Origin of the sequence: Pseudoxanthomonas sp. PXM04 (assembly GCF_014851695.1) — a bacterium.
In the GTDB taxonomy this organism is placed as follows: domain Bacteria; phylum Pseudomonadota; class Gammaproteobacteria; order Xanthomonadales; family Xanthomonadaceae; genus Pseudoxanthomonas_A; species Pseudoxanthomonas_A beigongshangi.
Map to the genome: position 1 here is coordinate 372,674 of NZ_JACVAG010000001.1, position 23,931 is coordinate 396,604.

The 23,931-nt window shown below is 68.2% G+C and carries 23 protein-coding genes; 12 read left to right on the plus strand and 11 right to left on the minus strand.

Annotation, left to right across the window (positions count from 1 at the left end; translation table 11 throughout):
- The first annotated feature begins 67 nt into the window (after nucleotides 1–67).
- A complete protein-coding gene (locus IB228_RS01785; RefSeq protein WP_183643641.1) occupies nucleotides 68–2,293 on the plus strand; it encodes a DUF5916 domain-containing protein in 2,226 nt (741 codons plus the stop codon).
- Nucleotides 2,294–2,359: 66 nt separating this feature from the next.
- Here the strand turns inward: IB228_RS01785 and IB228_RS01790 are convergent, their stop codons facing one another.
- The 7 genes from IB228_RS01790 to fusA all read right to left on the minus strand — a co-directional run bounded on the left by IB228_RS01790 (nucleotide 2,360) and on the right by fusA (nucleotide 8,143).
- Complete coding sequence (locus IB228_RS01790) at nucleotides 2,360–2,965, minus strand: DUF1439 domain-containing protein (protein ID WP_192197397.1); 606 nt, start codon at nucleotides 2,963–2,965, stop codon at nucleotides 2,360–2,362.
- Complete coding sequence (locus IB228_RS01795; RefSeq protein WP_192197398.1) at nucleotides 2,955–3,530, minus strand: DUF1439 domain-containing protein; 576 nt, start codon at nucleotides 3,528–3,530, stop codon at nucleotides 2,955–2,957. Before IB228_RS01795 ends, IB228_RS01790 begins: the two co-directional genes overlap by 11 nt.
- An 87-nt stretch (nucleotides 3,531–3,617) precedes the next feature.
- Nucleotides 3,618–3,923, minus strand: a complete 306-nt coding sequence (locus IB228_RS01800) for a DUF3861 domain-containing protein (protein ID WP_183643632.1) — start codon at nucleotides 3,921–3,923, stop codon at nucleotides 3,618–3,620.
- Nucleotides 3,924–4,020: 97 nt separating this feature from the next.
- A complete protein-coding gene (locus tag IB228_RS01805; RefSeq protein ID WP_192197399.1) occupies nucleotides 4,021–4,599 on the minus strand; it encodes a M23 family metallopeptidase in 579 nt (192 codons plus the stop codon).
- A 1-nt stretch (nucleotide 4,600) separates the two neighbouring features.
- The gene (locus tag IB228_RS01810) at nucleotides 4,601–5,227 is read right to left on the minus strand and encodes a tellurite resistance TerB family protein (RefSeq protein WP_192197400.1); all 627 of its coding nucleotides are present in this window, start codon (nucleotides 5,225–5,227) and stop codon (nucleotides 4,601–4,603) included.
- Nucleotides 5,228–5,429: 202 nt separating this feature from the next.
- Nucleotides 5,430–5,828, minus strand: a complete 399-nt coding sequence (locus tag IB228_RS01815; RefSeq protein WP_141453719.1) for an HU family DNA-binding protein — start codon at nucleotides 5,826–5,828, stop codon at nucleotides 5,430–5,432.
- A gap of 254 nt (nucleotides 5,829–6,082) precedes the next feature.
- Nucleotides 6,083–8,143 (minus strand): elongation factor G, encoded by a 2,061-nt coding sequence (fusA, locus tag IB228_RS01820; protein WP_183643623.1) that lies wholly within the window; start codon nucleotides 8,141–8,143, stop codon nucleotides 6,083–6,085.
- A 204-nt stretch (nucleotides 8,144–8,347) separates the two neighbouring features.
- Here fusA and IB228_RS01825 point away from each other — a divergent pair, with 204 nt between their 5' ends.
- The 4 genes from IB228_RS01825 to IB228_RS01840 all read left to right on the plus strand — a co-directional run bounded on the left by IB228_RS01825 (nucleotide 8,348) and on the right by IB228_RS01840 (nucleotide 12,006).
- On the plus strand, nucleotides 8,348–8,785 hold the full coding sequence (locus tag IB228_RS01825) for an OsmC family protein (protein ID WP_181444101.1): 438 nt from the start codon (nucleotides 8,348–8,350) through the stop codon (nucleotides 8,783–8,785).
- Nucleotides 8,778–9,482, plus strand: coding sequence for an alpha/beta fold hydrolase (locus tag IB228_RS01830; RefSeq protein WP_192197401.1), 705 nt, complete (start codon nucleotides 8,778–8,780; stop codon nucleotides 9,480–9,482). The genes IB228_RS01825 and IB228_RS01830 overlap by 8 nt, the downstream gene beginning before the upstream one ends.
- A gap of 67 nt (nucleotides 9,483–9,549) precedes the next feature.
- Nucleotides 9,550–10,230 carry a glycine zipper 2TM domain-containing protein gene (locus IB228_RS01835; protein WP_192197402.1) on the plus strand — a complete coding sequence of 227 codons (681 nt, stop codon included), beginning with the start codon at nucleotides 9,550–9,552 and terminating at the stop codon, nucleotides 10,228–10,230.
- Nucleotides 10,231–10,341: 111 nt separating this feature from the next.
- Entirely contained in the window at nucleotides 10,342–12,006 is a 1,665-nt protein-coding gene (locus tag IB228_RS01840; RefSeq protein WP_192197403.1) for an amidohydrolase, read from the plus strand.
- 93 nt (nucleotides 12,007–12,099) lie between these two features.
- On the opposite strand, the gene IB228_RS01845 is transcribed toward IB228_RS01840, so the two are convergent.
- Together IB228_RS01845 and IB228_RS01850 are read right to left on the minus strand one after the other, a co-directional pair.
- Nucleotides 12,100–12,981 (minus strand): PhzF family phenazine biosynthesis protein, encoded by an 882-nt coding sequence (locus IB228_RS01845; protein WP_192197404.1) that lies wholly within the window; start codon nucleotides 12,979–12,981, stop codon nucleotides 12,100–12,102.
- Nucleotides 12,982–13,009: 28 nt separating this feature from the next.
- Nucleotides 13,010–13,930, minus strand: coding sequence for a PhzF family phenazine biosynthesis protein (locus IB228_RS01850; protein WP_192197405.1), 921 nt, complete (start codon nucleotides 13,928–13,930; stop codon nucleotides 13,010–13,012).
- 106 nt (nucleotides 13,931–14,036) lie between these two features.
- Here IB228_RS01850 and IB228_RS01855 point away from each other — a divergent pair, with 106 nt between their 5' ends.
- The 5 genes from IB228_RS01855 (at nucleotide 14,037) to IB228_RS01875 (ending at nucleotide 20,753) form a co-directional block, all read left to right on the plus strand.
- Complete coding sequence (locus IB228_RS01855) at nucleotides 14,037–16,667, plus strand: bifunctional aspartate kinase/diaminopimelate decarboxylase (RefSeq protein ID WP_192197406.1); 2,631 nt, start codon at nucleotides 14,037–14,039, stop codon at nucleotides 16,665–16,667.
- On the plus strand, nucleotides 16,651–17,148 hold the full coding sequence (locus IB228_RS01860; RefSeq protein ID WP_192197407.1) for a hypothetical protein: 498 nt from the start codon (nucleotides 16,651–16,653) through the stop codon (nucleotides 17,146–17,148). Before IB228_RS01855 ends, IB228_RS01860 begins: the two co-directional genes overlap by 17 nt.
- Nucleotides 17,145–18,503, plus strand: a complete 1,359-nt coding sequence (gene murL / locus IB228_RS01865) for a UDP-N-acetyl-alpha-D-muramoyl-L-alanyl-L-glutamate epimerase (protein ID WP_192197408.1) — start codon at nucleotides 17,145–17,147, stop codon at nucleotides 18,501–18,503. Before IB228_RS01860 ends, murL begins: the two co-directional genes overlap by 4 nt.
- Entirely contained in the window at nucleotides 18,484–19,887 is a 1,404-nt protein-coding gene (gene murD / locus IB228_RS01870) for a UDP-N-acetylmuramoyl-L-alanine--D-glutamate ligase (protein WP_192197409.1), read from the plus strand. Before murL ends, murD begins: the two co-directional genes overlap by 20 nt.
- 80 nt (nucleotides 19,888–19,967) lie before the next feature.
- Nucleotides 19,968–20,753: a dienelactone hydrolase family protein gene (locus IB228_RS01875; RefSeq protein ID WP_192197410.1), complete on the plus strand. Its 786-nt coding sequence runs from the start codon at nucleotides 19,968–19,970 to the stop codon at nucleotides 20,751–20,753.
- Here IB228_RS01875 and IB228_RS01880 read toward each other — a convergent pair.
- Together IB228_RS01880 and IB228_RS01885 are read right to left on the minus strand one after the other, a co-directional pair.
- Entirely contained in the window at nucleotides 20,708–20,980 is a 273-nt protein-coding gene (locus IB228_RS01880; protein WP_192197411.1) for a helix-hairpin-helix domain-containing protein, read from the minus strand. The two genes, IB228_RS01875 and IB228_RS01880, sit on opposite strands and share 46 nt — an antisense overlap.
- Entirely contained in the window at nucleotides 20,980–21,978 is a 999-nt protein-coding gene (locus IB228_RS01885) for a polyprenyl synthetase family protein (RefSeq protein WP_192197412.1), read from the minus strand. Before IB228_RS01885 ends, IB228_RS01880 begins: the two co-directional genes overlap by 1 nt.
- Before the next feature lie 156 nt (nucleotides 21,979–22,134).
- Between IB228_RS01885 and IB228_RS01890 the strand changes: the two genes are divergently transcribed.
- Complete coding sequence (locus tag IB228_RS01890) at nucleotides 22,135–22,614, plus strand: single-stranded DNA-binding protein (protein WP_192197413.1); 480 nt, start codon at nucleotides 22,135–22,137, stop codon at nucleotides 22,612–22,614.
- A gap of 250 nt (nucleotides 22,615–22,864) precedes the next feature.
- Nucleotides 22,865–23,920 (plus strand): dTDP-glucose 4,6-dehydratase, encoded by a 1,056-nt coding sequence (rfbB, locus tag IB228_RS01895; protein WP_192197414.1) that lies wholly within the window; start codon nucleotides 22,865–22,867, stop codon nucleotides 23,918–23,920.
- Nucleotides 23,921–23,931: the final 11 nt, after the last annotated feature.

The following is a 23,931-nucleotide window of genomic DNA, read 5'->3' on the forward strand; positions in this document are numbered from 1 at the left end:
GTCGGTGACCGGTTGCCGGAACGCTAGGGTGGCGTCCAACGGGCACGAGCCCAACGGAACTCCCGACATGCGCGCGGCAATCCTGAGTCTCTCCATCCTGATGGCGTTGTCCGCGCCGGCCCTGGCCATCGACGTGGACGGCCGCATCGATCCGGCCGAATGGCAGGGCGCGCGGCACATCACCGATTTCCGCAAGGTGCAGCCGCTGACCGGCACGCCGGCGACCCACCCGACCGAGGCGTGGGTGCTGGCCACGCCCGATGGGCTTGCCATCGGCTTCCGCAATATCCAGCCGGCCGCCAGTCGTACCCGCCAGCGCGTGCAGCGGGATTTCGAGGATCAGGTGGACCGGGTCAACCTGATGATCGATTTCGACGGTGACGGCCGCACCGGCTACAACTTCACCATTTCCTCGACCGATGGCGTCGCCGACGCGGTGATCACCAACGAGTCCGATTTCAACGACGACTGGGACGGCAACTGGAAGCACGCGGTCAGCGAGGATGCCGACGGCTGGTCGGCGGAAATGCTGATTCCCTGGTACATCGCACCGATGCGCGGTGGCGAGGGCGATGTCCGCCGGATGAAGATCTATCTGGATCGCGTGGTCGGCTCCACCGGGGAACGCGTGGCCTGGCCGGTGGCGAGCTTCGAGCGGTCACGGTTCCTGTCCGAGTTCACGCCTGTCGAAGTGCCGCGGTACAGCCAGTCGCTGCTGGCGATCACGCCGTACGCATCGGGCCTGTACGACAACATTCGCGGTGACAGCGATTTCGACGGCGGCGTGGATCTGTTCTGGAAGCCCAACGGCCAGTTCCAGATGACCGCCACGCTCAATCCCGATTTCGGCCAGGTGGAGAGCGATGACCTGGTGGTCAACTTCAGCGCCACCGAAACCTTCATCAGCGACAAGCGACCGTTCTTCACCGAGAACCAGGGGCTGTTCGAATACACCACGCCGTCGGATTTCAGCCAGTTGCTGTATACCCGCCGGGTCGGCGGGCCGGCCGACGATGGCCGTGGCGCGGGCGACATCACCGCCGCGGTCAAGCTCAACGGCTCGTTCGGGCAGACCAAGTACGGCGTGTTTGCCGCCGACGAGGCGGACGAGGTGGGGCGCTCGTTCTACGCGCTGCGGCTGGTGCGTGATTTCAAGGACCAGAACCTGGGCATGATGATGACCCGCGTGGATCGTCCGTACCTTGATCGCGAGGCGACCGTGTTCGGCATCGACCACAACTGGCGTCCGACCGCGCGCTGGAACGTGCGCACCCGCGTGTTCGGCAGCCAGATCGACGAGCATGGCGACACCACCCGCGATCTGGGCGCCACGGTCTGGGCCGACTACGAGATGGATCATGGCTGGCGCCAGCAGTGGATCGCCATGCATTTCGGCAACGACCTGCAGATCAACGACGCCGGCTACCTGTCGCGCAACAGCATGAACTACCTGCACTGGGAGGTGAAGCGGCGCTTCGCCGACCAGCCCGAAAGCTCGCGTTACTCATCGAAGGAATGGCGCTGGCGGGTCAGTTCGGTCTACAACAACCACGGCGAGCGGCTCAACAACCAGTTCCGGATGAGCCGGCAGGGGCAGCTGCGCAACGGCGCCAGCGAGTACGCCCAGATCAATATTAATACCTCGGGCGTCGAGGACCTGCTGACCCGCGGCCATGGTTCGGTGAACGTGCCGGCCCGCTTCAATGCGCACTACGAGTACGAACGTCCGCGCAAGGGACACTGGGCGCACGACGTCTATGCGGATCTGGTCAGCGGCGGCCTCGCCGGCAACGACGAGATCGGCTACGCCTTCGAATACCAGGCCACCTATTTCATCAACGACGCCTTCAGCCTGTACGGCGGCTTCTACGCCGATCGCACCCCGGACTGGCTGGTCTGGCAGTACGACAACCTGATCGGCAGCTTCGAGGGGCGCGAGTGGCATGTGAATGCCGGCCTCAACTGGACCATCAGCGACCGCCAGGAACTGCGCGTCAAGCTGCAGTCGATCGCGCTCGACGCCCGTGCCCGCCAGGCCTACCGGGTGATGGCCGGCGGCGATGCGCTGCGCAGCGACGACGAGATCAACGATTTCAGCCTGAGCAATCTGGGTTTCCAGATCCGCTATCGCTACGAGCTGGCGCCGCTGTCCTACCTGTATGTCGTCTACGGCCGTGGCGGACGCGAGAACAACCGCTTCGGGGATAGCGCAGGCGCGTTGCTGGGCGATGCGTTCGGGTTGCGCGACGACGAACAACTGCTGGTCAAGCTGAGCTATCGCTTCGAGCTGTGACCTGTTGGCCGGTCGCGGTGAGGCGATCGGGAATCCGAAGCGGCGGGCCGCCCCGCCGCTTCGCGTTCACTGGCCCAGACGCAGGTGGACCTGCCCGTCCTGGATGCGGATGGCATCGGACGAGAGGGTGCCGGGGATTTGCGCCAGCGCCTCGGCGTCGAGCCGATAAATCGGTTCGTCCTGCGCGTATTGCTCCAGCAGGCCGTTGATCATCTCGCGGGTCTGCGCGTCCATCGGCTTGCCCTGGCCATCCGCCTGCAGATCCATCAGTTCCGGGCGCTCCAGGTGCAGGCCCTGGGTGGCCGGGTCATAACGCAGTCCGCTGGCAACCCGGAAGCGTCCCTGCCGGTTGCCGCTGCCGGCCAGCGAAGCGTCGTAGTCGAGATCCATCTGGATGCGATCGCCGCCGGCCGGAATGGCGATCACCGGCCGGCTGAGGGTCAGGCGTGCCAGACCACCCAGCCAGGTCTCCTTGCGCGGAAACGCCGGTTCGGCAGCGCTCTGCAACTGCGCGGGGGTGAGGGTCAGGCTGTCCGCCGCGATGGCGGCGGCCGGTTCGGCATGCGCGAGCCACGCGGGGAAGGGCAGTGCGGCCGTGCTGGCGGCGAGCGCGGCGGCCAGCAGGCGACGGGAGCGCCGCAATCGGCGCAGGGTGCGGGTATCAGTTTCCATCCAGTTTCACCACGATTTTTCCGTTTTCGATGAGGGTCGCACCGATGTGCTTGCCGCGCGGCAGGCGATCCAGCACGTCGCTGTCGATGCGGTATATCGGTTCCTGGCGCGCGTATTCGACCAGCACCGCGTTGATGAGTTCGCGGGTGCCGCCCTTCATGACGCTGCCGGAACCGGGCAGATCCACGCTCAGCAGTTCCGGGGTGTCCAGATGCAGGCCCTGGGTGGCCGGGTCGTAACGCAGGCGGCTGGCGACGGCGAAGCGCCCGCGGGCGACGTCGCCCGCGCCAATCGCGCTGACGCCGATGTCGAAATCCAGCCGCAGGCGATCGTCGCCACCGGCCAGCGACAGGCGGGGATGGCTCAGCGTGGCCGACACCAGTCCGCCGAGCTTGTCGAACTCGCGCGGGAAGCTGCGGTCGAGCCGTTTTTGCAACTGGGGTTCGGTGAAGCTGATCTGATCGCCGAAGAAACCGGTGACGGCGTTCATGGTGCCGCAGCCGGCCAGCAGCAACAGCAGGCCGAGCAGGGCGGTCGACGCCAGCGGGCGGAAGCGTGGAGTCATGCGTTGCCGGGATCCATGAAAAAGGGAGTCATTGCACGATAACGCGGGGATTCTGTCCGCCGGCTAACCGGTGGCGGCAATCTTCAGTCAACCGGGCGCGCGCTGCTTCAGGTCCTGCAGGAACACCTCGACATGCGGCCGCAGGGAAGCGAACAGATCGTCCTGATCGTTGCGGTGGTCGGCCATCAGGCCACCGAGCAGCTTGGCGCCGATCACCAGCGCGGTGCGCTCGTCGCCGGTGAAGCCGCGGAGCCGCTGCACGTTCTCCAGCACCCGCATCCAGTCGTCGTGGCAGTGATGCTCGAATTCAATGGTGCACCGGCTGGTGCAGGGCAGGCCGTCCGCCTCCACGGGCGTGACGGTGATGCGATAGCGTTGGGGACGATTGGCCATGGAAGGGGCACCGCGGGGAGACAGGGGCAAGATAGGCGCGCCCCGGTGCCGGCACGAGGCCCGCGGCCGCGATGGAGTGTTCCGCCGGGCCGCGGATTCAGCGTCGTCCCGATACCGCGCCGGCGCGCAGCCTGGGCAGCGGATCCCGTGCGCCGTCGCGGGCATAGATGCCGAAATGCAGGTGTGGTGGCGTGCCCTTCGCGTTGCCGGTGGTGCCCACCGTGCCCAGCGGCGTCCCGGCCGCCACCACGTCGCCGCTGGCCAGGCCGGGGGCCCAGTCGTCCAGGTGGGCGTAGTAGTAGCGTTCCATTCCCGGCCCCAGCACCCAGACCTGGCGACCGCCCAGGCCGCCGTCGCGGATGGTAGTGATCACGCCGCGGGTGCTGCTGAGCACCGGCGTTCCCCGGCGCGCGAAAATGTCCACGCCGGCATGCTGGCGATCGTTGCCGCGCGGAGCGCCAAACGTGGCCGCGATGTCGCGCGCGGACACGCCATGCACCGGCACCGGCAACGAGGTGGACGCGGGCAGGCGCGACAGTTCCCAAAGGGTGCGCAGCGGCAACAGGAAGGGTTGCCGCCACGACCACGCCGCCAGCCAGGCCAGCAGTGCCGCCACCGCCAGCACGACGAGGACGCGACGCGCGCGATGGCGGTGGGGCGAGGGCGGCACGTGCATGTCAGGCGCGTGCGGCCTGTTCCGCCAGTTGGCGCTCCAGGCGGTTCTTCAGGTCGGCATCCAGCTTCAGTTGCCGCGCCAGTTCGTCCAGGTAGGCGCGTTCCATGAAGTTCTGTTCGTCGACCACCATCAGGCTGGCCAGGTACATCTCCGACGCCACTTCCGGGGTCTCGCCGGCCTGCGCGACCTCGGCCGGATCCAGCGGCTTCTGCAGTTCCGCCTGCAGCCAGCGTTGCAGTTCGGCATCGTCGCCGATACGGCGGAACTCGCCTTCGATCACGGCGCGCTCGCGATCATCGACGTGGCCGTCGGCCTTGGCGGCGGCAATCAGCGCCCGCAGGATGGCCTGGCTGTGCTGCTCGGCCTGCGGCGGCGGCAGGCGATCGACGGTGCGTGGTTCGGTGGCGGTGGCCGCGGTCTGCTGCTGGTGGTCGCGGTAGGCCTGGTAGGCCATCACGCCGATCGCGGCCAGGCCGCCATAGGTGGCCAGCTTGCGGGTCTTGCGGTTCTTGCCGAGCAGCAGGCCCAACGCGCCGCCGGCCACCGCGCCCTTGCCGAAGTCGGCATTGAGCAGGCTGCCGCCGGTCTGGGATTTGAGCAGCTGCTCCAGGAAGCCTTGAATCTTCATGCGGGACGATCCTCGGTTGTGCGGAAAGGGAATGACTCCCCTGCAATGGGGATGATCGGCGCGCGGCGCAAGCATGACCGATGGCAGGGCGGAGCCGGCGTCAGCCCGTCGCATGGGGTTGGCGACAGTGGGGACGCCGCCGGGCAAAAAAAAACGGGACGGCTGGGCCGTCCCGTTTTTCGATGCGGGTGTCGCGCCTGGATCAGGCCGCGGCGTCCTTCAGCTTCTTGAGCGGACGGACCTTCACCTTCACCGAGGCGGGCTTGGCGGCGAACCACTGCTCTTCCTTGGTGAACGGGTTGATGCCCTTGCGCTTCGGCTTGGCCGGCACGTTGATGGCGCTGATCTTCAGCAGGCCCGGCAGGGTGAAGGAGCCAGCGCCCTTCTTGCTGATGGAGGCGTGCACGGCGCTTTCCAGCGAAGCCAGCACGGCGCGCACGTCCTTCGCAGCCACGGCGGTGGCTTCAGCGATGTGGGCGACCAGGCCGGACTTGCTCAGCGCTTCCTTGATCGGCTTCGGGGCTGCCGGCTTGGCAGCGGCCTTCGGTGCGGCTTTCTTGGCGGCCTTTTTCGGCGCTGCCTTCTTGGTGCTCTTTGCCATAAGTGTCCTGTTTTTACAGTCTGTAGGTGGGTAATCGGGCCGACCGCGTCGGCAGGCGCAATGTAGGACAAAGAAAACGCGTCGCACAAGTAGCAAAGTGCAAATTCACCGCTTTTTTTTGCGGTTTCCGGCGGATGGCGCGATGGGAAGCGTGGAATCCGCCCTGGAAACAGCCAACGAACGTGGCGGTGGCGGTGCGGATGCGGGTGGACGGGCGGGCGGATCGTCGTTGGCGATCCGCCCCGCTGCGGCACTCAGTCGTCCTCGGGTTTGGGCTTGTAGGCCTCGGCCAGCTTCTGCTGGACGTTGGCCGGCACCGGTTCGTAGTGGCTGAAATCCAGGTTGTAGCGACCCCTGCCGGCGGTCACCGATTTCAGTTCCGCTGCGTAGCCGTCGAGTTCGGAGAGCGGCACCTGCGCCCGGACGACGATTTCCCCGCGCACCGTATCGGTGCCATTGATCCGCGCGCGCTTGCTGGAAAGCCCGCCGGTGATGTCGCCGACCTGGGCTTCCGGCGCGGCGACCTCCAGGTCCACCACCGGCTCCAGCACCTGCGGACGCGCCTTGCCGATGGCATCCAGGAAGGCCTTCTTGCCGGCGGCGACGAACGCGACCTCCTTGCTGTCCACCGGATGGTGCTTGCCATCCAGGATCACCACGCGCAGGTCCTGCAGGGGATAGCCGGCCACGGCGCCGCTGGCGAGCACCTGGCGCACGCCCTTTTCCACCGCGGGCATGAACTGGCCGGGGATGGTGCCGCCCTTGACCTCGTCCACGAACTCGAAGCCCTGGCCGCGCGCCAGCGGTTCAACCCGCAGCGACACCTCGCCGAACTGGCCGGCGCCACCGGTCTGCTTCTTGTGCCGGTAGTGGCCGTCCGCCTTCGCGGAAATGGTTTCGCGGTAGGCGATGCGCGGCGGCCGGGTCTTCACCTCGACGCCATGGCGATCCTTGAGCCGCTCCAGCATCACCCGCAGATGCAGATCCGACAGGCCGCGGATGACCGTCTCGTTGAGCTCGGCCGAATGCTCGACGACGAAGGCCGGATCCTCCTCGGCCAGCTTCTGCAGGGCGGTGGACAGTTTCTGCTCCTGGCCCTTGCTGGCCGCTTCGATGGCCAGGCCGAACATCGGCCGGGGGAAATCCACCGGCGCCAGGTGGATGTGGTCCTCGTCGTGGCTGTCGTGGAGCACGGCGTCGAAATGCAGTTCCTCGATCTTGGGAACGGCGGCGATGTCGCCGGGAACGGCCTGGTCGATTTCGGCGTGGTCCTTGCCCTTGAGCTTGAACAGGTGCGCGACCTTGAACGCCTTCTTGCCGTCGTCGACGAACAGCGAGCCCTCTTTCTTCACCGTGCCCTGGTAGACCCGGAAGATGCCCAGCTTGCCGACGAAGGGATCGTTGACGATCTTGAACACGTCGGCGATGACATGCGCCTGCGGATCCGGCTGCGCCCGCACCGCTTCGGTGCCGGCGCCGTTGGTGCGCTGGAACGGCGGCGGATTGCCCTCGCCCGGATGCGGGAACAGGCGCTCGGCCACATCCAGCAGTTCGGGCACGCCGACCCCGGTGCGCGCGGACACGAAGCAGACCGGCACCAGATGCCCCTCGCGCAGGCACTGCTCGAACGCGTCGTGCAGTTCCGCGCCGGACAGACCGCCTTCGCCGGCATCCAGGAAGTGTTCCATCACGGTTTCGTTGATCTCCACCACCTGGTCGATGATCTTCTGGTGCCAGTCGGCCACCGGACCCAGATCGGAATCGCCCTGGGCATGGCCAAAGCAGTCCACCACCTTTTGGCCGGCGTCGGCCGGCAGATTGAGCGGCAGCACTTCCGGGCCGAAGGATTCGCGCAAATCGGCCAGCACGCGCGCGCAGTCGGCGCCTTCGTGGTCGATCTTGTTCACCACGATGGCCCGGCACAGATTGCGCTGGCGGGCGCGTTCCATCAGGCGGCGGGTGCCGTGGGCCACGCCGGTGTCGGCATCGACGACGATCAGCGCGGTTTCCACCGCCGACAGCGCCGACAGCGCCGGGCCGCGGAATTCCGGATAGCCGGGCGTGTCGATCAGGTTGAGATGGATGCGTTCGCCGGAGGCCGCGAGATGGTCGGTGCTGGCGATGGCGGTGTCGATGGAGTGGCCGCGGGCCTTTTCGATGGGATCGTGATCGGACACGGTGGTGCCGCGCTCGATGGTGCCTGCCGTCTGGAGGGTGCCGCCGGCATGCAGCAGGGCTTCGAAAAGCGTTGTTTTGCCGGCGCCAGGGTGGCCTGCCAGGGCCACGTTGCGGATTTGGGGTGTGCTGTACGACATGAGGCCGTTCCTCCCGGGAGTTGGGTCGAAGGGCCGTCATGGCTGTCCGGGCCGGCGCGACCCGTGAGCGTGCGCTCGGCGGGCGGTCATGGCGGGGAGCCAGCATCGGACGCACCGGCGGCGGGGTCAAGTCGCAACGCGCAACCGGCGCTACACGCGCGCGGGTGTAAGCTCCGGGCTCCCCCTGGACGAGGAGCGACAGCCATGGCTTTGAAACGTTACGCGGACGCGGTGTGGAAGGGCGACCTGCAGGCCGGCAAGGGCAACATCAGCACGCCGCAGAGCGGGCTTTTCGACGCCCAGAACTATTCGTTCAAGACCCGCTTCGGCGACGAGAAGGGCACCAATCCGGAAGAACTTCTGGCGGCGGCGCACGCGGGCTGTTTCAGCATGGCGCTGTCGGCGGTGCTGGGGAAGGCCGGATTCACCCCGGAGATCATCCAGACCCGCGCCGAGGCGACGATGGAGCCGGGCATGGATCCGGGACCGACCATCACCGGCATCAAGCTGATCGTGTCGGCCCGCGTACCCGGCATCAGCGGCGCCCAGTTCGATGACATCGCGAACCAGGCCAAGGCGGGTTGCCTGATCTCGCGCGCGCTGGCGGTGCCGGTGTCGATGGAAGCGACCCTGCTTGCCTGAGCGGGGCGCGTCGGCCTGGAGCGCGTTGTTCCTGCACGGCGCGGGCGGCGGTGGCTGGGAATGGAACCTCTGGAGCGGCATCTGGCGCGCGCAGGGCATCGCCGTGAACGCGCCGGATCTGCAGCCGGCGGATGCCGGACTCGAGGCGACGGAATGGGAAGACTATCGACGGCAGGCCGCGGCATGGCTGGCGGCATTGCCGCGCCCGCGCGTGCTGGTCGGGGCGAGCATGGGCGGCCTGCTCGCGTTGCAGGCGGCGGCGGAGGCCGACGCGCTTGTCGCGATCAATCCGTTGCCGCCGGCACCGTTGCACACGGCGTTGCCGGCCCGCGAATGGCCCGCGCGGGTGGCCTGGCGGCGGCACGCGCGGCTGGCTTCCACGCGTCGGGCGATGCCCGAATCCGATCCCGCCTCGATCCTGTACGCGCTGCGACGCTGGCGCGACGAATCCGGCGCGGTGCTGCGCGCGGCCCAGTCCGGCATCGAGATTCCGATGCCGGACTGCCCGGCGCTGTTCATGGCCTCGCGGCGGGACGGGGACGTTCCCGCGCAGGCGGTACGGCGATTGGCCGGGCAGGCCGGCGGCGCGTTCGTCGAACTGGGCGGCGACCATCTGGCGCCGCTGATGGGCCGGGACGCGCCGCGGGCCGCGCGGCAAGCTGTCGAATGGCTAAACGCCGCCGCCGCGACCGTTTGAGTTCAGTCTGTTTTCACCCGTCCGAATCGACGATGCGCGCACGCCATCCCGGCGTGGGGAGCTCCACATGAACCGCCTTTCCACATCCCTGCTGGCGTTCGGCCTGCTGGCTTCCGGCACCGCCTCGGCGCAGTCCTATTCCGGCGGCTACGGAGATCGCTATTCCACCGCCGAGTATGACTACGCCAGGGTCGTCCGGGTGGATCCGATCATCGAAGGCGATCGCTACGGCGGCCGCACCGTCAGCACCTCGCAGCGTTGCTATTACCGCGACGCGGACGACCAGTATGTCCATGACGACGGCGGCTACCGGAACGATGGTTACTACGGCGACGATGATCGTTATCGCGATGACCGCTATGGCGACGATCGCTACCGCGGCACCGACACCGGCCGCACCGTGGCCACCGTGATCGGCGGCATCGCCGGTGCCGTGCTCGGCAGCAAGATCGGCGACGGCAGCGGCCGCTACGTGGGTACCGCGGTGGGCTCGATGGTCGGCGGGATGGCCGGGCGTTCGATCTACGACAACACCCAGCGCAACCGCCAGGCACGGCGCGGCACGGTCCGGGTCTGCGATCCCGAGCCGGTCAATGGTGGTTACAACGGTTACGACGGCTACAGCGGCGATGGCCGGGTCACCGGTTACGACGTGACTTACGAATACGCCAATCGCACTTATCACACCCGCACCAGCTACCACCCCGGTGATCGGATCCGGGTCAGGGTGGACGTGCGGCCGGAGTAAGCCGGCGCATCACGCGAAGGGGCCCCGCGGGGCCCTTTCCGTTTTCCGGCGCTTGAACGCACCGGCCATCGAACGCATAGTCGCCCGGGTTCAAACACACGGGAGCGGGGAATGCGCAGATGCTTGCTGGCGATGGTGTTGGGTGCGATGTCCGGAGCGGGACTGGCGGCGGAGGTTACCGTGCTGACCGCCGATCGCATCCATACCTCCGATCCGCGGCGGCCGCAGGTCCAGGCCATGGCCTGGGATTCGGCGGGGCGGTTGCTGGCGTTGGGTAATGCGGCGGAACTGCGCGCGAAGTACCCACAGGCCGAGCGCGTCGAGGCCGCCGGCAAGACGGTGATTCCGGGACTCATCGATGCGCATGGCCACCTGATGGGGCTGGGCTTCGCGCTCATGCGCGCGGACCTGACCGGTACCCGCAGCAAGCAGGAAATCGTGGAACGCCTGCGCGCCTACGCGTCGCAATTGCCGAAGGACGCCTGGTTGCTGGGCGGTGGCTGGGATCAGAACGACTGGCCCGAGAAGCGGTTCCCGACCGCCGCGGATCTGGATGCCGCGTTCCCGGAACGCCCGGTTTGGCTGGAACGCGTGGACGGGCATGCCGGCTGGGCGAATTCGGCTGCATTGCGCGCGGTGGCGGCGAAATCCGCCAGGTCGCTGGAAGGGGATTGGCAACCGGATGGCGGCCGCATCGAGCGCGCCGGCGGCAAGCCGAACGGCGTATTCGTCGATGGCGCGATGGGACTGGTGTACGCGGTGATTCCTCCCGCCGATGACGCGACCCGCGAGCAGGCGGCCGCCAAGGCGTTCGATGCGGCGGTGCGGCATGGCCTGACCGGCGTGCACGACATGGGCGTGTCGCGCGAGGATCTGGCCCTGTTCAAGCGCTTCGCCGATCAGGGCCGCCTCCCGCTGAGGGTGGACGCCTATGCCGACGGTGACGGAAACGCGCTGGCGGATCTGTGCGCCAACGGACTCTACCGCCACTCCGGCGGACGTCTGGAAATGCGTGGAGTGAAGCTGTACATCGACGGTGCGCTGGGCAGCCGGGGCGCGGCCATGCTGGAGGAATACAGCGATGATCACGGCAATCGCGGCCTGCTGGTCACCGATCCCGCGAGCTACGAAACCGCGGTGCGCAAGGCGCGCGGATGCGACGTGCAGGTGGCGACCCACGCGATCGGCGATCGCGGCAACCGGATCGTGCTGGACACCTACCAGAAGGTGCTGGGTGATGGCGCCGGCTCGGATCACCGCTGGCGTATCGAACACTCGCAGATCGTCGCGCCGGAGGACATCCCGCGGTTCGCCAGGCTGGGCGTGATCGCCTCGATGCAACCGACCCATGCGACCTCCGACATGCCCTGGGCGGAGGACCGGGTCGGCCCGCAGCGCATCCTCGGCGCCTACGCCTGGCAGCGGTTCCTGCATAGCGGCGCGCGGCTCGCGCTGGGTTCGGATTTCCCGGTGGAATCGGTGGATCCGCGGCTGGGCCTGTATGCGGCGGTGACCCGCCAGGATCGCGACGGCCAGCCGCCCGGTGGATGGCAGCCGGATCAGCGGCTCAGCGCCGCCGAGGCGGTGCGTGGGTTCACCGCCGATGCCGCCTGGGCGGGACGCGACGAGAAGGAAGTGGGCCAATTGGCGCCGGGGTTGCGCGCGGATTTCGTGATCCTCGACGAGGATCCGCTGGCGGTGCCGGCCGCGCAGCTGGACGAGTTGCATATCCGTTCCACCTGGGTGGACGGCAAACCGGTTTACGAGGCGCGCTGAAACCGGCGGCAGCACGCGAGTGGCGCGTGCTGCCGTCTTTACTTTGCCGGACTCATCCCGTTTGCCGGAACGATGCGGTGCAGGGGGCTCCGATCACCAGTCCAGCGTGCCGCTGACCACCGTGCGGACGTGACCGCCGGACCAGACGTCGCCATGCTCGTCCACGTGCAGCTGCAGGCGGGCATCGTGGCCGACCTCGCGGCCCTGGCTGACGGTATAGCGGGTGCGTCCGGCGGGCAGCGCGCCGCGTTCGGCCAACCAGGCGGCCAGGGTCGCATTGGCGGCGCCGGACGCGGCGTCCTCGAACACCGCCGGCGCGCCGACGAAGGCGCGCACCACCAGGTCGTAGTCCTGGCCTGCGTCGGCGCGCGCGTAGGCGCATACGCCCATGCTGTCGGTGGCCTTGGCCAGCGTGGCGATCGCGTTCCAGTCGGGCGCGGCCGTGCGCAGCGTCTGTTCGTCGCGAACCTCGGCCAGCCACCAGCGGCGGCCGCCGTCGACCAGCGCGGGAGGCAGCGCACCGGCGGGCAGCGTGGCGAGCGCCGCCTGCAATAACGGATCGTTGGCCGGTTCGCCGGCTTTCAGCACGCTGGCGCGCGGAGTGCGCACGGCGATGCTGCGCCCGTGGCCCTCGCCATCCACCCGCAGCGGCAGGCGGCCAGCGATGCCTTCCTGCACCAGCACGCCCTCGCGCGGCTCCGCCAGGCCCGCTTCCAGCACCACGTGTGCGGTACCCACGCTGGGGTGGCCGGCGAACGGCACCTCGCGGCGCGGACTGAAGATGCGCAGGCCGTAGCTGGCTTCCGCCGACGGGGCGGGAAACACGAAGGTGGTTTCCGGCAGGCGGGTCCAGCGGGCGATCGCCTGCATGGCGTCGTCGTCCAGGCCCTCGGCGTCCAGGACCACGGCGAGCGGATTGCCGGCGCCGGGGCGGTCGGCGAAAACGTCCAGTTGGACGTAGCGGCGAAGGGTCATCGGGGGAATCTCGGTGGGGGCGCGCAGCTTACCAAGTCGCGCTGCCGGCGATGACCGCCTGCACCTGCCCCCCGATCCAGATGTCGCCGGTGGCGTCGAGCTCCACCGTGACCCGCCCGTCGCGTCCCAGTTCGCGGCCCTGGCTGGCGATGTAGCGGCCGTGCAGGCCCGGAAAGCGGCCCGCGGCGTGCAGCAACGCGCCGATGGCGGCGTTCGCGCTGCCGGTCACCGGATCCTCCGGTATGTCGTCGGCCGGACAGAACGCACGCACGGCGAGCGCGTGCTTCTGATCCATTGCGGCCTGATCCGTTGCGGCCTGATTCGTCGCAGCCTGGCCGAACACCGCCAGGCCGAACACCGCCAGGCCGATCGCGCCGCTGGCCCGGCTCAGTGCGTCGATGGCGGAAAGGTCGGGCACCAGCGCGCGGACCGCGTCGGCATCCTCCAGTTCCACCAGCCACCATGCCGGACCGTTGTTCCAGAGCGCGGCGGGCAGGGGGCCGAGCGGGAGCTGCGCGAGCACCGCGGCAAGCAGGTCGCGCGCCGGTGCGGATACCGGCTGCGGACGCGCCGCCGGCGCGCGCAACCGCACCAGCCGGTCGGCGCCACGGCCTTCCACCGACACCGGCAGCAGGCCGGCCTCGCATTCCTGCACCAGCGCGCCGGTTTCCGGCGCCAGCCCGGTCTCCAGCGCCGCCCAGGCCGCGCCGATGCTGGGATGGCCGGCGAACGGCAGTTCCCGGCGCGGGGTGAAGATGCGGATGCGGTAGTCGGCCTCGGCCGACGTCGGCGGCAGGAAGAAGATGGTTTTGGACAGCCGGGTCCAGGCCGCGAACGCCTGCATGGCCGCGGTGTCCAGATCGGCCGCGTCCAGCACCACCCCCAGCGGATTGCCGGCACCGGGGCGGTCGGCGAAGACGTCGAGCTGCAGGTAGCGGCGAGGGCGCATGGGTCGCTGTCCTTCGGTGCCGGTCCGGGCCAAATTCGGCGGGGCGTTCGGCTAGAATCGAGGGTTCACGCCCGAATGTTTCGGGCATTTCCCCGCCATTCTATCCATGCCCTCCGCCCCTATCGCGCCTGATCCCTGGATCGTCCTCAAGTTCGGTGGCACTTCGGTGTCCCGTCGTCATCGTTGGGACACGATTGGCCGGCTGGCGAAAAAACGGGCGGACGAGCAGGGCGCGCGCGTGCTGGTGGTGGTGTCGGCGCTGTCCGGCGTCACCAACGAGCTGACCGCGATTGCCGATGGCGCGGCCGACAGCGCCGAGCGTGTCGAGAAACTGGAGCAGCGCCACCGCGAATTCGCCGTCGAACTGGAACTGGACGCCGACGCGGTGCTCGGTACCCGGCTGGCGGCGTTGCGCGATTTGCTGGCCGATTCGCGCGTCGCGGCCCGCAGCCTCGACTGGCAGGCCGAGGTGATGGCGCAGGGCGAATTGCTGTCCTCCACGCTGGGCGCGGCCTACCTGAAATCGCAGGGACTGGACTTCGGCTGGATGGACGCACGCCACTGGTTGCAGGCCAGCATCCTGCCCAACCAGAGCGCGTGGGCGCAGCGCCTGTCGGTGTCCTGCGCGACCGCGCCGGACCAGGACTGGCGGCGCGCCTTTGCCGCCCAGGACTGCGCGATGCTGCTGACCCAGGGCTTCATCGCCCGTCACGGCGATGGCGGCACCGCGATCCTGGGCCGCGGCGGCTCGGATACCTCGGCGGCCTACTTCGGCGCGCTGCTGGGCGCGCGCCGGGTGGAAATCTGGACCGACGTGCCCGGCATGTTCAGCGCCAACCCGCGCGAAGTGCCGGATGCGCGCCTGCTGACCCGGCTGGACTATTACGAAGCGCAGGAAATCGCCACCACCGGCGCCAAGGTCCTGCATCCGCGCTCGATCAAGCCGTGCCGCAACGCCGGCGTGCCGATGGCGATCCTGGACACCGAGCGTCCGGATCTGCCGGGTACCAGCATCGACGACAAGGCCGCGACGGTGCCCGGCGTGAAGGCGGTGAGCCGGCGCAACGGCATCGTGCTGGTGTCGATGGAAGGCATCGGCATGTGGCAGCAGGTCGGCTTCCTGGCCGACGTGTTCGCGCGCTTCAAGAAGCATGGCCTGTCGGTGGACCTGATCGGTTCGTCGGAAACCAACGTCACCGTGTCGCTGGATCCCAGCGAGAACCTGGTCAGCACCGACGTGCTGGCGGCGCTGTCGGCGGATCTGGCCGAAGTGTGCCGGGTCAAGGTGATCGCGCCGTGCACCGCGATCACCCTGGTCGGCCGCGGCATGCGCTCGCTGCTGCACAAGCTGTCGGATGTGTGGGCGATGTTCGGCCGCGAACGCGTGCACCTGATTTCGCAATCGTCCAACGACCTCAACCTGACCTTCGTCATCGACGAGGCCACCGCCGACGGCATGTTGCCGGTGCTGCACGCGGCGCTGATCGACAGCGGCGCGATGCCGACCGACGAGACCAGTGTGTTCGGTCCGAGCTGGCGCGAGATCAACGGCGCGATCCGCCGCCGCGGCATGCCGTGGTGGCAGGCGCCGAAGGAACGCGAACGCCTGCTGTCGCTCGCCGGCGTCGGCACCCCGCGCTACGTCTACCACCTGCCGACCGTGCGGGCGCGCGCCCGCGCGCTGGCCGGCATCGCCGCCATCGATCGCCGCTTCTATGCGATCAAGGCCAACTCGCATCCGGCCGTACTGCGCGCGATCGCCGGCGAGGGCTTCGGCCTGGAATGCGTGTCGCAGGGCGAACTGGAGCGCGTGTTCGCGGAAGTGCCTTCGCTGGCGCCGCAGAACGTGCTGTTCACCCCCAGCTTCGCGCCGCGCCGGGAATACGAATTCGCGCTGTCGCGCGGCGTCATCGTCACCCTCGACAACGTCGAGGCGCTGCGGAACTGGCCCGAGGTGTTCCGCGGCCACAGGCTGTGGGTGCGCATCGATCTGGGGCGAGGCGACGGTCACCACGACAAGGTCAAGACCGGCGGCAAGACCTCCAAGTTCGGCTTGCCACTGGCGCGCCTGGACGAGTTCCTCGCCGCCGCGCGCGCGCTCGACATCCGCATCGTCGGCCTGCATGCGCACCTGGGCAGCGGAGTGGAGACGCCGTTGCACTGGAAGCAGGTCAGCGACGAGCTGGGCGGGCTGGCCGATCAGATCGGCACCATCGAAAGCATCGACATCGGCGGCGGATTGCCGATTCCTTACGCGGCCGAGGACGAGCCCTTCGATCTGGAGTCCTGGGCGACCGGGCTGGCCGAAATCAAGGCCGCGTATCCCGCCTATCAGCTGATCATCGAACCGGGCCGCTACCTGGTGGCCGAATCGGGGGCGCTGCTGACCCATGTCACCCAGGTGGTGGAGAAGCAGGGCATCCGCAGGGTTGGCGCGGACGCCGGCATGAACGCGCTGATCCGCCCGGCGCTGTACGACGCCTGGCACGACGTGGCCAATCTGAGCCGGCTGGGCGACACGCTGGAGGACAGCTTCGACGTGGTCGGCCCGATCTGCGAGTCCAGCGACGTGTTCGGCAAGCGCCGGCGCCTGCCGGCGGCGACCGCCGAGGGCGACGTGCTGGTGTTCGCTGATGCCGGTGCCTACGGCTTCTCGATGGCCAACACCTACAACCTCCGCGATCTGCCGGCGGAGGAAGTGCTTGACGAGGCCGTGGGCGATGAAACCGCGCGCTGAGTTCGTGCTGACCACGGCGGCCATCGCGCTGGTGCTGGCGATCGTCGCCTTCGTGGCGATGCTCCACCAGTGGAACCTCTCGCAATGGCCGGCCGGAGCGCTGGAGGCACTGAAGTGGGCGCCAGCGGCGTTCTTCGCCGCGTTGCTGGGGGCGTTGGGCACCACGGCCTGGCATCGCCGCGCACTGGCGCGCCAGCGGCGCTGGTCGGCTGGGGGCATGACCCTGCGCACGTTGCTGTTGTCCTATCTGGCGTTCCCGCTTTTGCTGGGTGCGTGGGTCGCCGCCGTCTCCGCCGGCGACCAGCTCTGGGCGGCCAGCCCGGCACCGGTGGAAGACAGCCTGTCCTGGCTGCCGCTGACCATGCTGCTGTTCACCGTGTTCGCCATCGTGCTGGGCGCGGTGCCCGCTTTCATCCTCGAATACTTCGTCAGCCGCCGTTACCTGCGCCGGCAGGCGGCCGTCACCACAGGTTCCGCATGAGCAATTTCGATCGTTCCTCCATCCGCTGTTTCCGGTTCGTCCGCTGTTCCCTCGATCCGGAAACCGGCATCGCGTGCCTGGTCTACGCTTTCGACGACGGTCCCGAACTGATCGAGACCGTCACTTTCCCCGGCGCCCCCTTCACGTTGGACACGCAACGGGCGCAGGCCGCGCAGCAGGCGCTGCGGCTGCTGCACCTGCTGACCGGCGTGAGTTACTACAAGGCCGCGGTGCCGCCGGAAATCCGCATCGACGACTACGCCATCGACGCCGATACCGCGGCGATGATGGAAGAGATCTACGTCAATGGACTGGGCGAGTTCGCCTACCGCAACGGCTTGGACCTGCATGGTCGGGTGCGCTTTCCGATCGGCAAGACCGAGCCGGATGCGCCCGCACCGGCGCTGGGCCTGCGCCAGCACGCGCTGGTCGCGATCGGCGGCGGCAAGGATTCGCTGGTCAGCATCGAGGCGTTGCGCGGCGCGGGCGTCGGGCAGACCGTCACCTGGGTGGGTGGTTCGCAGCTGATCGCCGCCTGCGCGTCGCGCACCGGTCTGCCGACCTTCAACCTGGGGCGCGCGCTGGCGCCGGAACTGTTCGAGTACAACCGGCAGGGCGCCTGGAACGGCCATATCCCGGTCACCGCGATCAATTCGGCGATCATGGTGCTGGCGGCGCTGCTGCGGGACGCCGACCAGGTGGTGTTCTCCAATGAGCGATCGGCCAGCTACGGCAGCGTCATCCCCGGCACCGGCGAAGTGAACCACCAGTGGTCCAAGGGCTGGCGCTGCGAGCAGTTGCTGGGCGACTACGTGCAGCGGCACGTGGCCGCGGACCTGCACTACTACTCGCTGTTGCGGCCGCTGTCCGAACTGGCGGTGGCGCGGCAGTTCGCCCGCACCGATCATTACGACGCGCATTTCTCCAGTTGCAACCGCAACTTCCACATCCTCGGCGAGCGCCCGGTGAACCGCTGGTGCGGCGTCTGCCCGAAGTGCCACTTCGTGTTCCTGGCGCTGGCACCGTTCATGCCCAAGCCGCGCCTGGTCGGCATCTTCGGCCGCAACCTGCTGGATGACCCGGGCCAGATCGGCGGCTTCGACGCGCTGCTGGAATACCAGGACCACAAGCCGTTCGAATGCGTCGGCGAAGGCCAGGAATCGCGCGCGGCGATGGCCGCGCTGGGCGAACGCCCGGAATGGCGCGAGGACGCGCTGGTGGCGCGTTTCAACCGCGAAATCCGGCCACAGCTGGATCCGGCCGAACTGGCGATCGCGCCGCTGCTGGAAGTGGGGGGCGAACACCGCATCCCCGCCGCGCTGTGGGAGCGACTGCGTGCGAATTTCGCAGCTTGAGGGACGCCGGGTCGCGTTGTGGGGCTGGGGCCGGGAAGGCCGCGCCGCGCATGACGCGATTCGCGCGCGACTGCCCGCGCTGCCACTGACGCTGTTCTGCGGCACGGGCGAGGCCGATGACGCCGCCGCGCTCGGCGACGGGCAACTGCGCATCGTCACCACGATCGATGCGGACGCGCTGTCCGCCTTCGAGATCGTGGTGAAGTCGCCGGGCATCAGCCCCAACAAGCCCGAGGCACTCGCCGCCGCCGCGCGGGGCACCCGCTTCATCGGCGGTACCGCGCTGTGGTTCGCCGAACATGCCGGCGCCGACGGTGTCGCCGCGCATACCCTCTGTGTGACCGGCACCAAGGGCAAGAGCACCACCACGTCATTGCTGGCCCACCTGTTGCGCGCGGCCGGACATCGCACCGCGCTGGCCGGCAACATCGGCCTGCCGCTGCTGGAAGTGCTGGAACCGCGGCCGGCGCCGGAGTACTGGGCCATCGAACTGTCCAGCTACCAGACCGGCGATGTCGCCGCCAGCGGGGCGCGTCCGGACGTGGCGGTGGTGCTGAACCTGTTTCCGGAGCATCTGGACTGGCATGGCAGCCAGGCGCGCTATGTCGAGGACAAGCTGGCCCTGGTGACCCGCGCGCATCCGCGCGTGGCCGTGCTCAACGCGACCGATCCGCAACTGGCCACACTGTCGCTGCCGCACAGCGAGATCCACTGGTTCAACACGCCGCGGGGCTGGCATCTGCGCGGCGACGATCTGTACCGCGGCGAGCAGCGGGTGATGGATACCACCTCGGTGCCGGTGCCCGGCCGGCACAACCGCAGCAACCTGTGCGCGGTGCTGACGGCGCTGGAAGCGGTGGGCGTCGATGGCGCCGAGGTCGCCGCGGCGGCGCGGGACTTCCGGCCGTTGCCCAATCGCCTGCAGACCCTGGGCGAACGGGATGGCTACACCTATGTTAACGACTCGATCAGCACCACGCCGCACGCGAGCCTGGCGGCGCTGGAATGCTTCGCCGGCATGCCGATCGCGCTGCTGGTCGGTGGCCATGACCGCGGCCTGGAGTGGGAAGGATTCGCCGCCCGCATGGAGCACGACGCCCCACGGGTGATCGTCACCATGGGTGCCAACGGGCCACGCATCCACGCGTTGCTGGCGCCGCTCGCGGCGGCGGGCCGCTTCGTCCTGCTGGCGGCGGAAAGCCTGCCGGATGCGATGGCGAAGGCGCGCGCGCATCTGTCCGCGCCCGGCGTCATCCTGCTGTCGCCGGGCGCCCCCAGCTACGGTCCGTATCGCGACTACGTGGCGCGCGGGCGTCATTTCGCCGAGCTGGCCGGGTTCGACCCGGCGCTGATTTCGGCGATTCCCGGCATCGGCATCGCCTGAGTACAACAGGTCCGCCACTGCACACTCGCGGCGCCCGGACCGGCGTACACTCCGCCGGTCTTTCCTCGCAAGGAACTGTCATGCGTCCGTTGTCCGTACTGGCGGCCCTGCTGGCCGCGTTGTGGGTATTCCCGCTGCTTGCCGCGCCGCAGGCCAAACCGCTGGAATGGAAAGTCGGCAAGCAGACCTTTTCCGGTTTCCTGGTCTACGACGACGCCAGCAAGGAACAGCGTCCCGGCCTGCTGATGGTGCCGGATTGGCTGGGCGTGACCGACGATGCGGTGGCCAAGGCCAAGCAGGTCGCCGGCGACGACTACGTGGTGCTGGTGGTCGACATGTACGGCAAGGGTGTGCGGCCGCAGAACCCGGACCAGGCATTGGCCCAGGTCAAGCCGCTGTACGCGGATCCGGCGACGATGCGCGCGCGCATGGACGCGGCGCTCGCGGCGCTGAAGGGGCAGGCCGGCAAGGCACCCGTGGATGCCGCGAAAATCGGTGCGTTCGGTTTCTGCTTCGGTGGCTCGTCGGTGCTGGAACTGGCTCGCGGTGGCGCCGCGGTCTCCGGCGTGGTGAGCTTCCACGGCGGCCTGGACACGCAATCGCCGGCAAAGGCGGGTATGGTGAAGTCGCCGATCCTGGTCCTGAATGGCGCCGAGGATCGTGGCACCGCACCGCACATCGCGGCGTTCGAGAAGGAAATGAACGAGGCGGGCGCCGACTGGCAGTTCGTCAACTTCAGCGGCGCGGTGCACTGCTTCGCGCTGGAGAATGCCAACCGGCCGCCGGGATGCGTCTACAACGCGCGCGCGGCCAAGCGCGCCTATCGGATGATGGATGACTTCTTCGAGGAAGTGTTCGGCGACTGAGCCTGTGCCACCGCGATCGCGTTGGCGATCGCGGTGCGCGCCTGCGGGCTGTTGCGCCAGCAGGTGGTGCCCAGCATCGCCGCAATCTGCGCGTTGATGTCCGTGGGCGTGGCCTGGGCCAGATCGGCGAGGGTGTGGTAGCCGATCTGTTCCAGTCGCGCGATCACGGTAGGCCCCACGCCGTGCGCGGCCAGCAGCCGTTCCCGCTCGTGCGTGGCGAACGGCATCAGTGGCTGCGTTCGACCGCGTAGCGGGCTAGGCCGCGCAATGCGGCGACGGCTTCGTTTTCGGCCAGGCCGTCCAGGCAGCGCTCGGCGGCGTCGGCGTATTCGCGTGCGCGCCGCTGGCTGTATTCCAGCCCGCCGGTCGCGTGGATGGCCGCCAGCACTTCCGGCATCGCCGCGGCGTCGCCTTCCTGCACGATCACGCGCAGGCGGGCGGTGGTCGCGGCATCCGAATGACGGATGGCGTGGATCAGCGGCAGGGTCGCCTTGCCTTCGGCCAGATCGTCGCCCAGGTTCTTGCCCAGGTCGGTGGCGTCGGCGGTGTAGTCCAGCACGTCGTCGGCGATCTGGAAGGCATAGCCGAGGTTCATGCCGTAGTCGTAGAGGCGCTGCTGGGTCGCGGCGTCGACCCGCGACGCCAGCGCGCCCAACTGGGTACCGGCGGCGAACAGCACCGCCGTCTTGCGCTCGATGACGCGCAGGTAGGCGGCTTCGTCGGTATCGGGGTTGTGCACGTGCAGCAACTGCAGCACTTCGCCTTCGGCGATGCGGTTGGTGGTGTCGGCCAGGATCCGCATCACGTCCATGCGGTCCAGTTCCACCATCAGCTGGAAGCTGCGCGAATACAGGAAGTCGCCGACCAGCACGCTGGGCGCGTTGCCCCACAGCGCGTTGGCGGTACTGCGGCCACGGCGCAGGTCCGACTCGTCCACCACGTCGTCGTGGAGCAGGGTGGAGGTATGGATGAACTCGATGATGGCGGCCAACTGGTGGTGATCCGGCCCGATCGCGCCGGTGGCCCGCCCGGCCAGCGCCACCAGCATCGGGCGCAGGCGCTTGCCGCCGGCCGAGACGATGTGGTCCGCGATCTGGTTGATCAGCACCACGTCCGAGGCCAGCCGGCGCCGGATCAGGGCGTCGATGGCGGCCATGTCCGCCGCGGCGAGGGACTGGATCTGGGGCAGGGCCAGGGCGGAACGCGGGGATTCGACGACGGACATGGGAAATCGGGCAGGGAAGTGCCTGAATTATAAGGCGGGCGGGACGGGGAATTCCTACAGGACGTCACGGAGCCACCTGATGGTCAGGCCGGCATGGGTATACTTCACTGGTCCATGCCCGCGTCCGGCGGGCGATCACTAACGGAAATCAGCGCTATGGCCCGCGGCATCAACAAAGTCATCCTGGTCGGCAATCTCGGCAACGACCCCGAAACCAAGTACACCCAGGGAGGCATGGCCATCACCCGGATCAGCCTGGCCACCACCAGCGTCCGCAAGGACCGCGACGGCAACCAGCAGGAACGCACCGAATGGCACCGCGTGGTGTTCTTCGGCAAGCTGGGCGAAATCGCCGGCGAGTACCTGCGCAAGGGCAGCCAGGTGTATGTGGAAGGCTCGCTCCGCTATGACAAGTACACCGGCCAGGACGGCGTGGAGAAGTACTCCACCGACATCATCGCCGATGAAATGCAGATGCTGGGTGGGCGCGGCGAAGGCGGCGGTGGCGGTGGCGGCATGGACCGCCCGCAGCGCCCGCAGCGGCAGGAATATTCCCAGCAGGCCCCGCGCCGGCAGGCCCCGGCCCAGCAGCCCGCGCCGATGGACGACTTCGCCGACGACGATATTCCGTTCTGAGGCGGCCCCGGCGTTCAGGCGATGCTTCGGAAAACCCGCCAGCTGGCGGGTTTTCTGTTTTCGGTGCTTCCCGCGCTACGTTTCCTCGTGATGCCCTTTTGGCGGCCCCGTTCACTACAATCTTCATGTGTGCGCCAGGATGGCGTGCCGGCAAGGCTTTTTTGCTGCGGCAGGGCCGTCGGAAAGGCATGCGAAGAAGATGCCGCCCGACCGATGTCCCGCGGAACAACAGAACTGGACGAGGTGAGAGATGACGACATGGCTGGTAACCGGCGGGGCCGGTTTCATCGGGGGCAACTTCGTGCTTCGTGCCGTTGCCGATGGCATCCGGGTGGTCAATCTCGATGCACTGACCTACGCCGGCAACCTGGACACGCTTTCCTCGCTGGCAGGCGATGCCAACCATGTCTTCGTAAAGGGCGACATCGGCGATTCGAGACTCGTTGCGTCCCTGTTGGCGGAACATCGGCCCGAAGCCGTTCTGAACTTTGCCGCCGAGAGCCACGTGGATCGTTCGATAGACGGACCCGGCGCCTTCATCCAGACCAACGTGGTCGGCACCCTGGGCCTGCTGGAAGCCGTGCGTGATTATTGGCGTTCGCTGCCCGACGGGGAGCGGGAGCGTTTCCGCTTCCTGCATGTGTCCACCGACGAGGTCTATGGTTCGCTGGGTGAAACGGGAAAATTCACCGAAACCACGCCATATGCGCCGAATTCACCCTATTCGGCCTCGAAGGCCGCATCGGATCACCTGGTGCGCGCATTCCATCACACCTATGGGTTGCCAACCCTCACCACCCACTGCTCCAACAACTATGGCCCTTACCATTTCCCCGAGAAACTGATCCCCCTGATCATCCAGCGTGCACTGGCGGGTGAACCTCTGCCGGTCTACGGTGATGGCCAGCATGTCCGGGATTGGCTGTTCGTCGGCGACCATTGCTCGGCCATCCGCGATGTCCTGTTGAGGGGAAGGGCGGGCGAGGCCTACAACGTTGGCGGGAACGCGGAGCGCCGGAATCTCGACGTGGTGGAAACCATCTGCCGTCTGCTCGACGAGCGTCATCCACGGGCCGATGGCAAGCCGCGCAGCAGCCAGATCAGATTCGTGGCGGACCGCCCCGGGCACGATCGCCGCTATGCCATCGACGCATCCAAATTGCGCGACGAATTGGGGTGGGAACCGCAGCACACCTTCGAACAGGGCATCGCCGAAACCGTGGACTGGTACCTGGCGAACCAGGATTGGGTGAATCGCGTGCTGGACGGGAGTTATCGTCTGGAACGCATCGGCACCGCAGCTTGAGCAGGAAACCC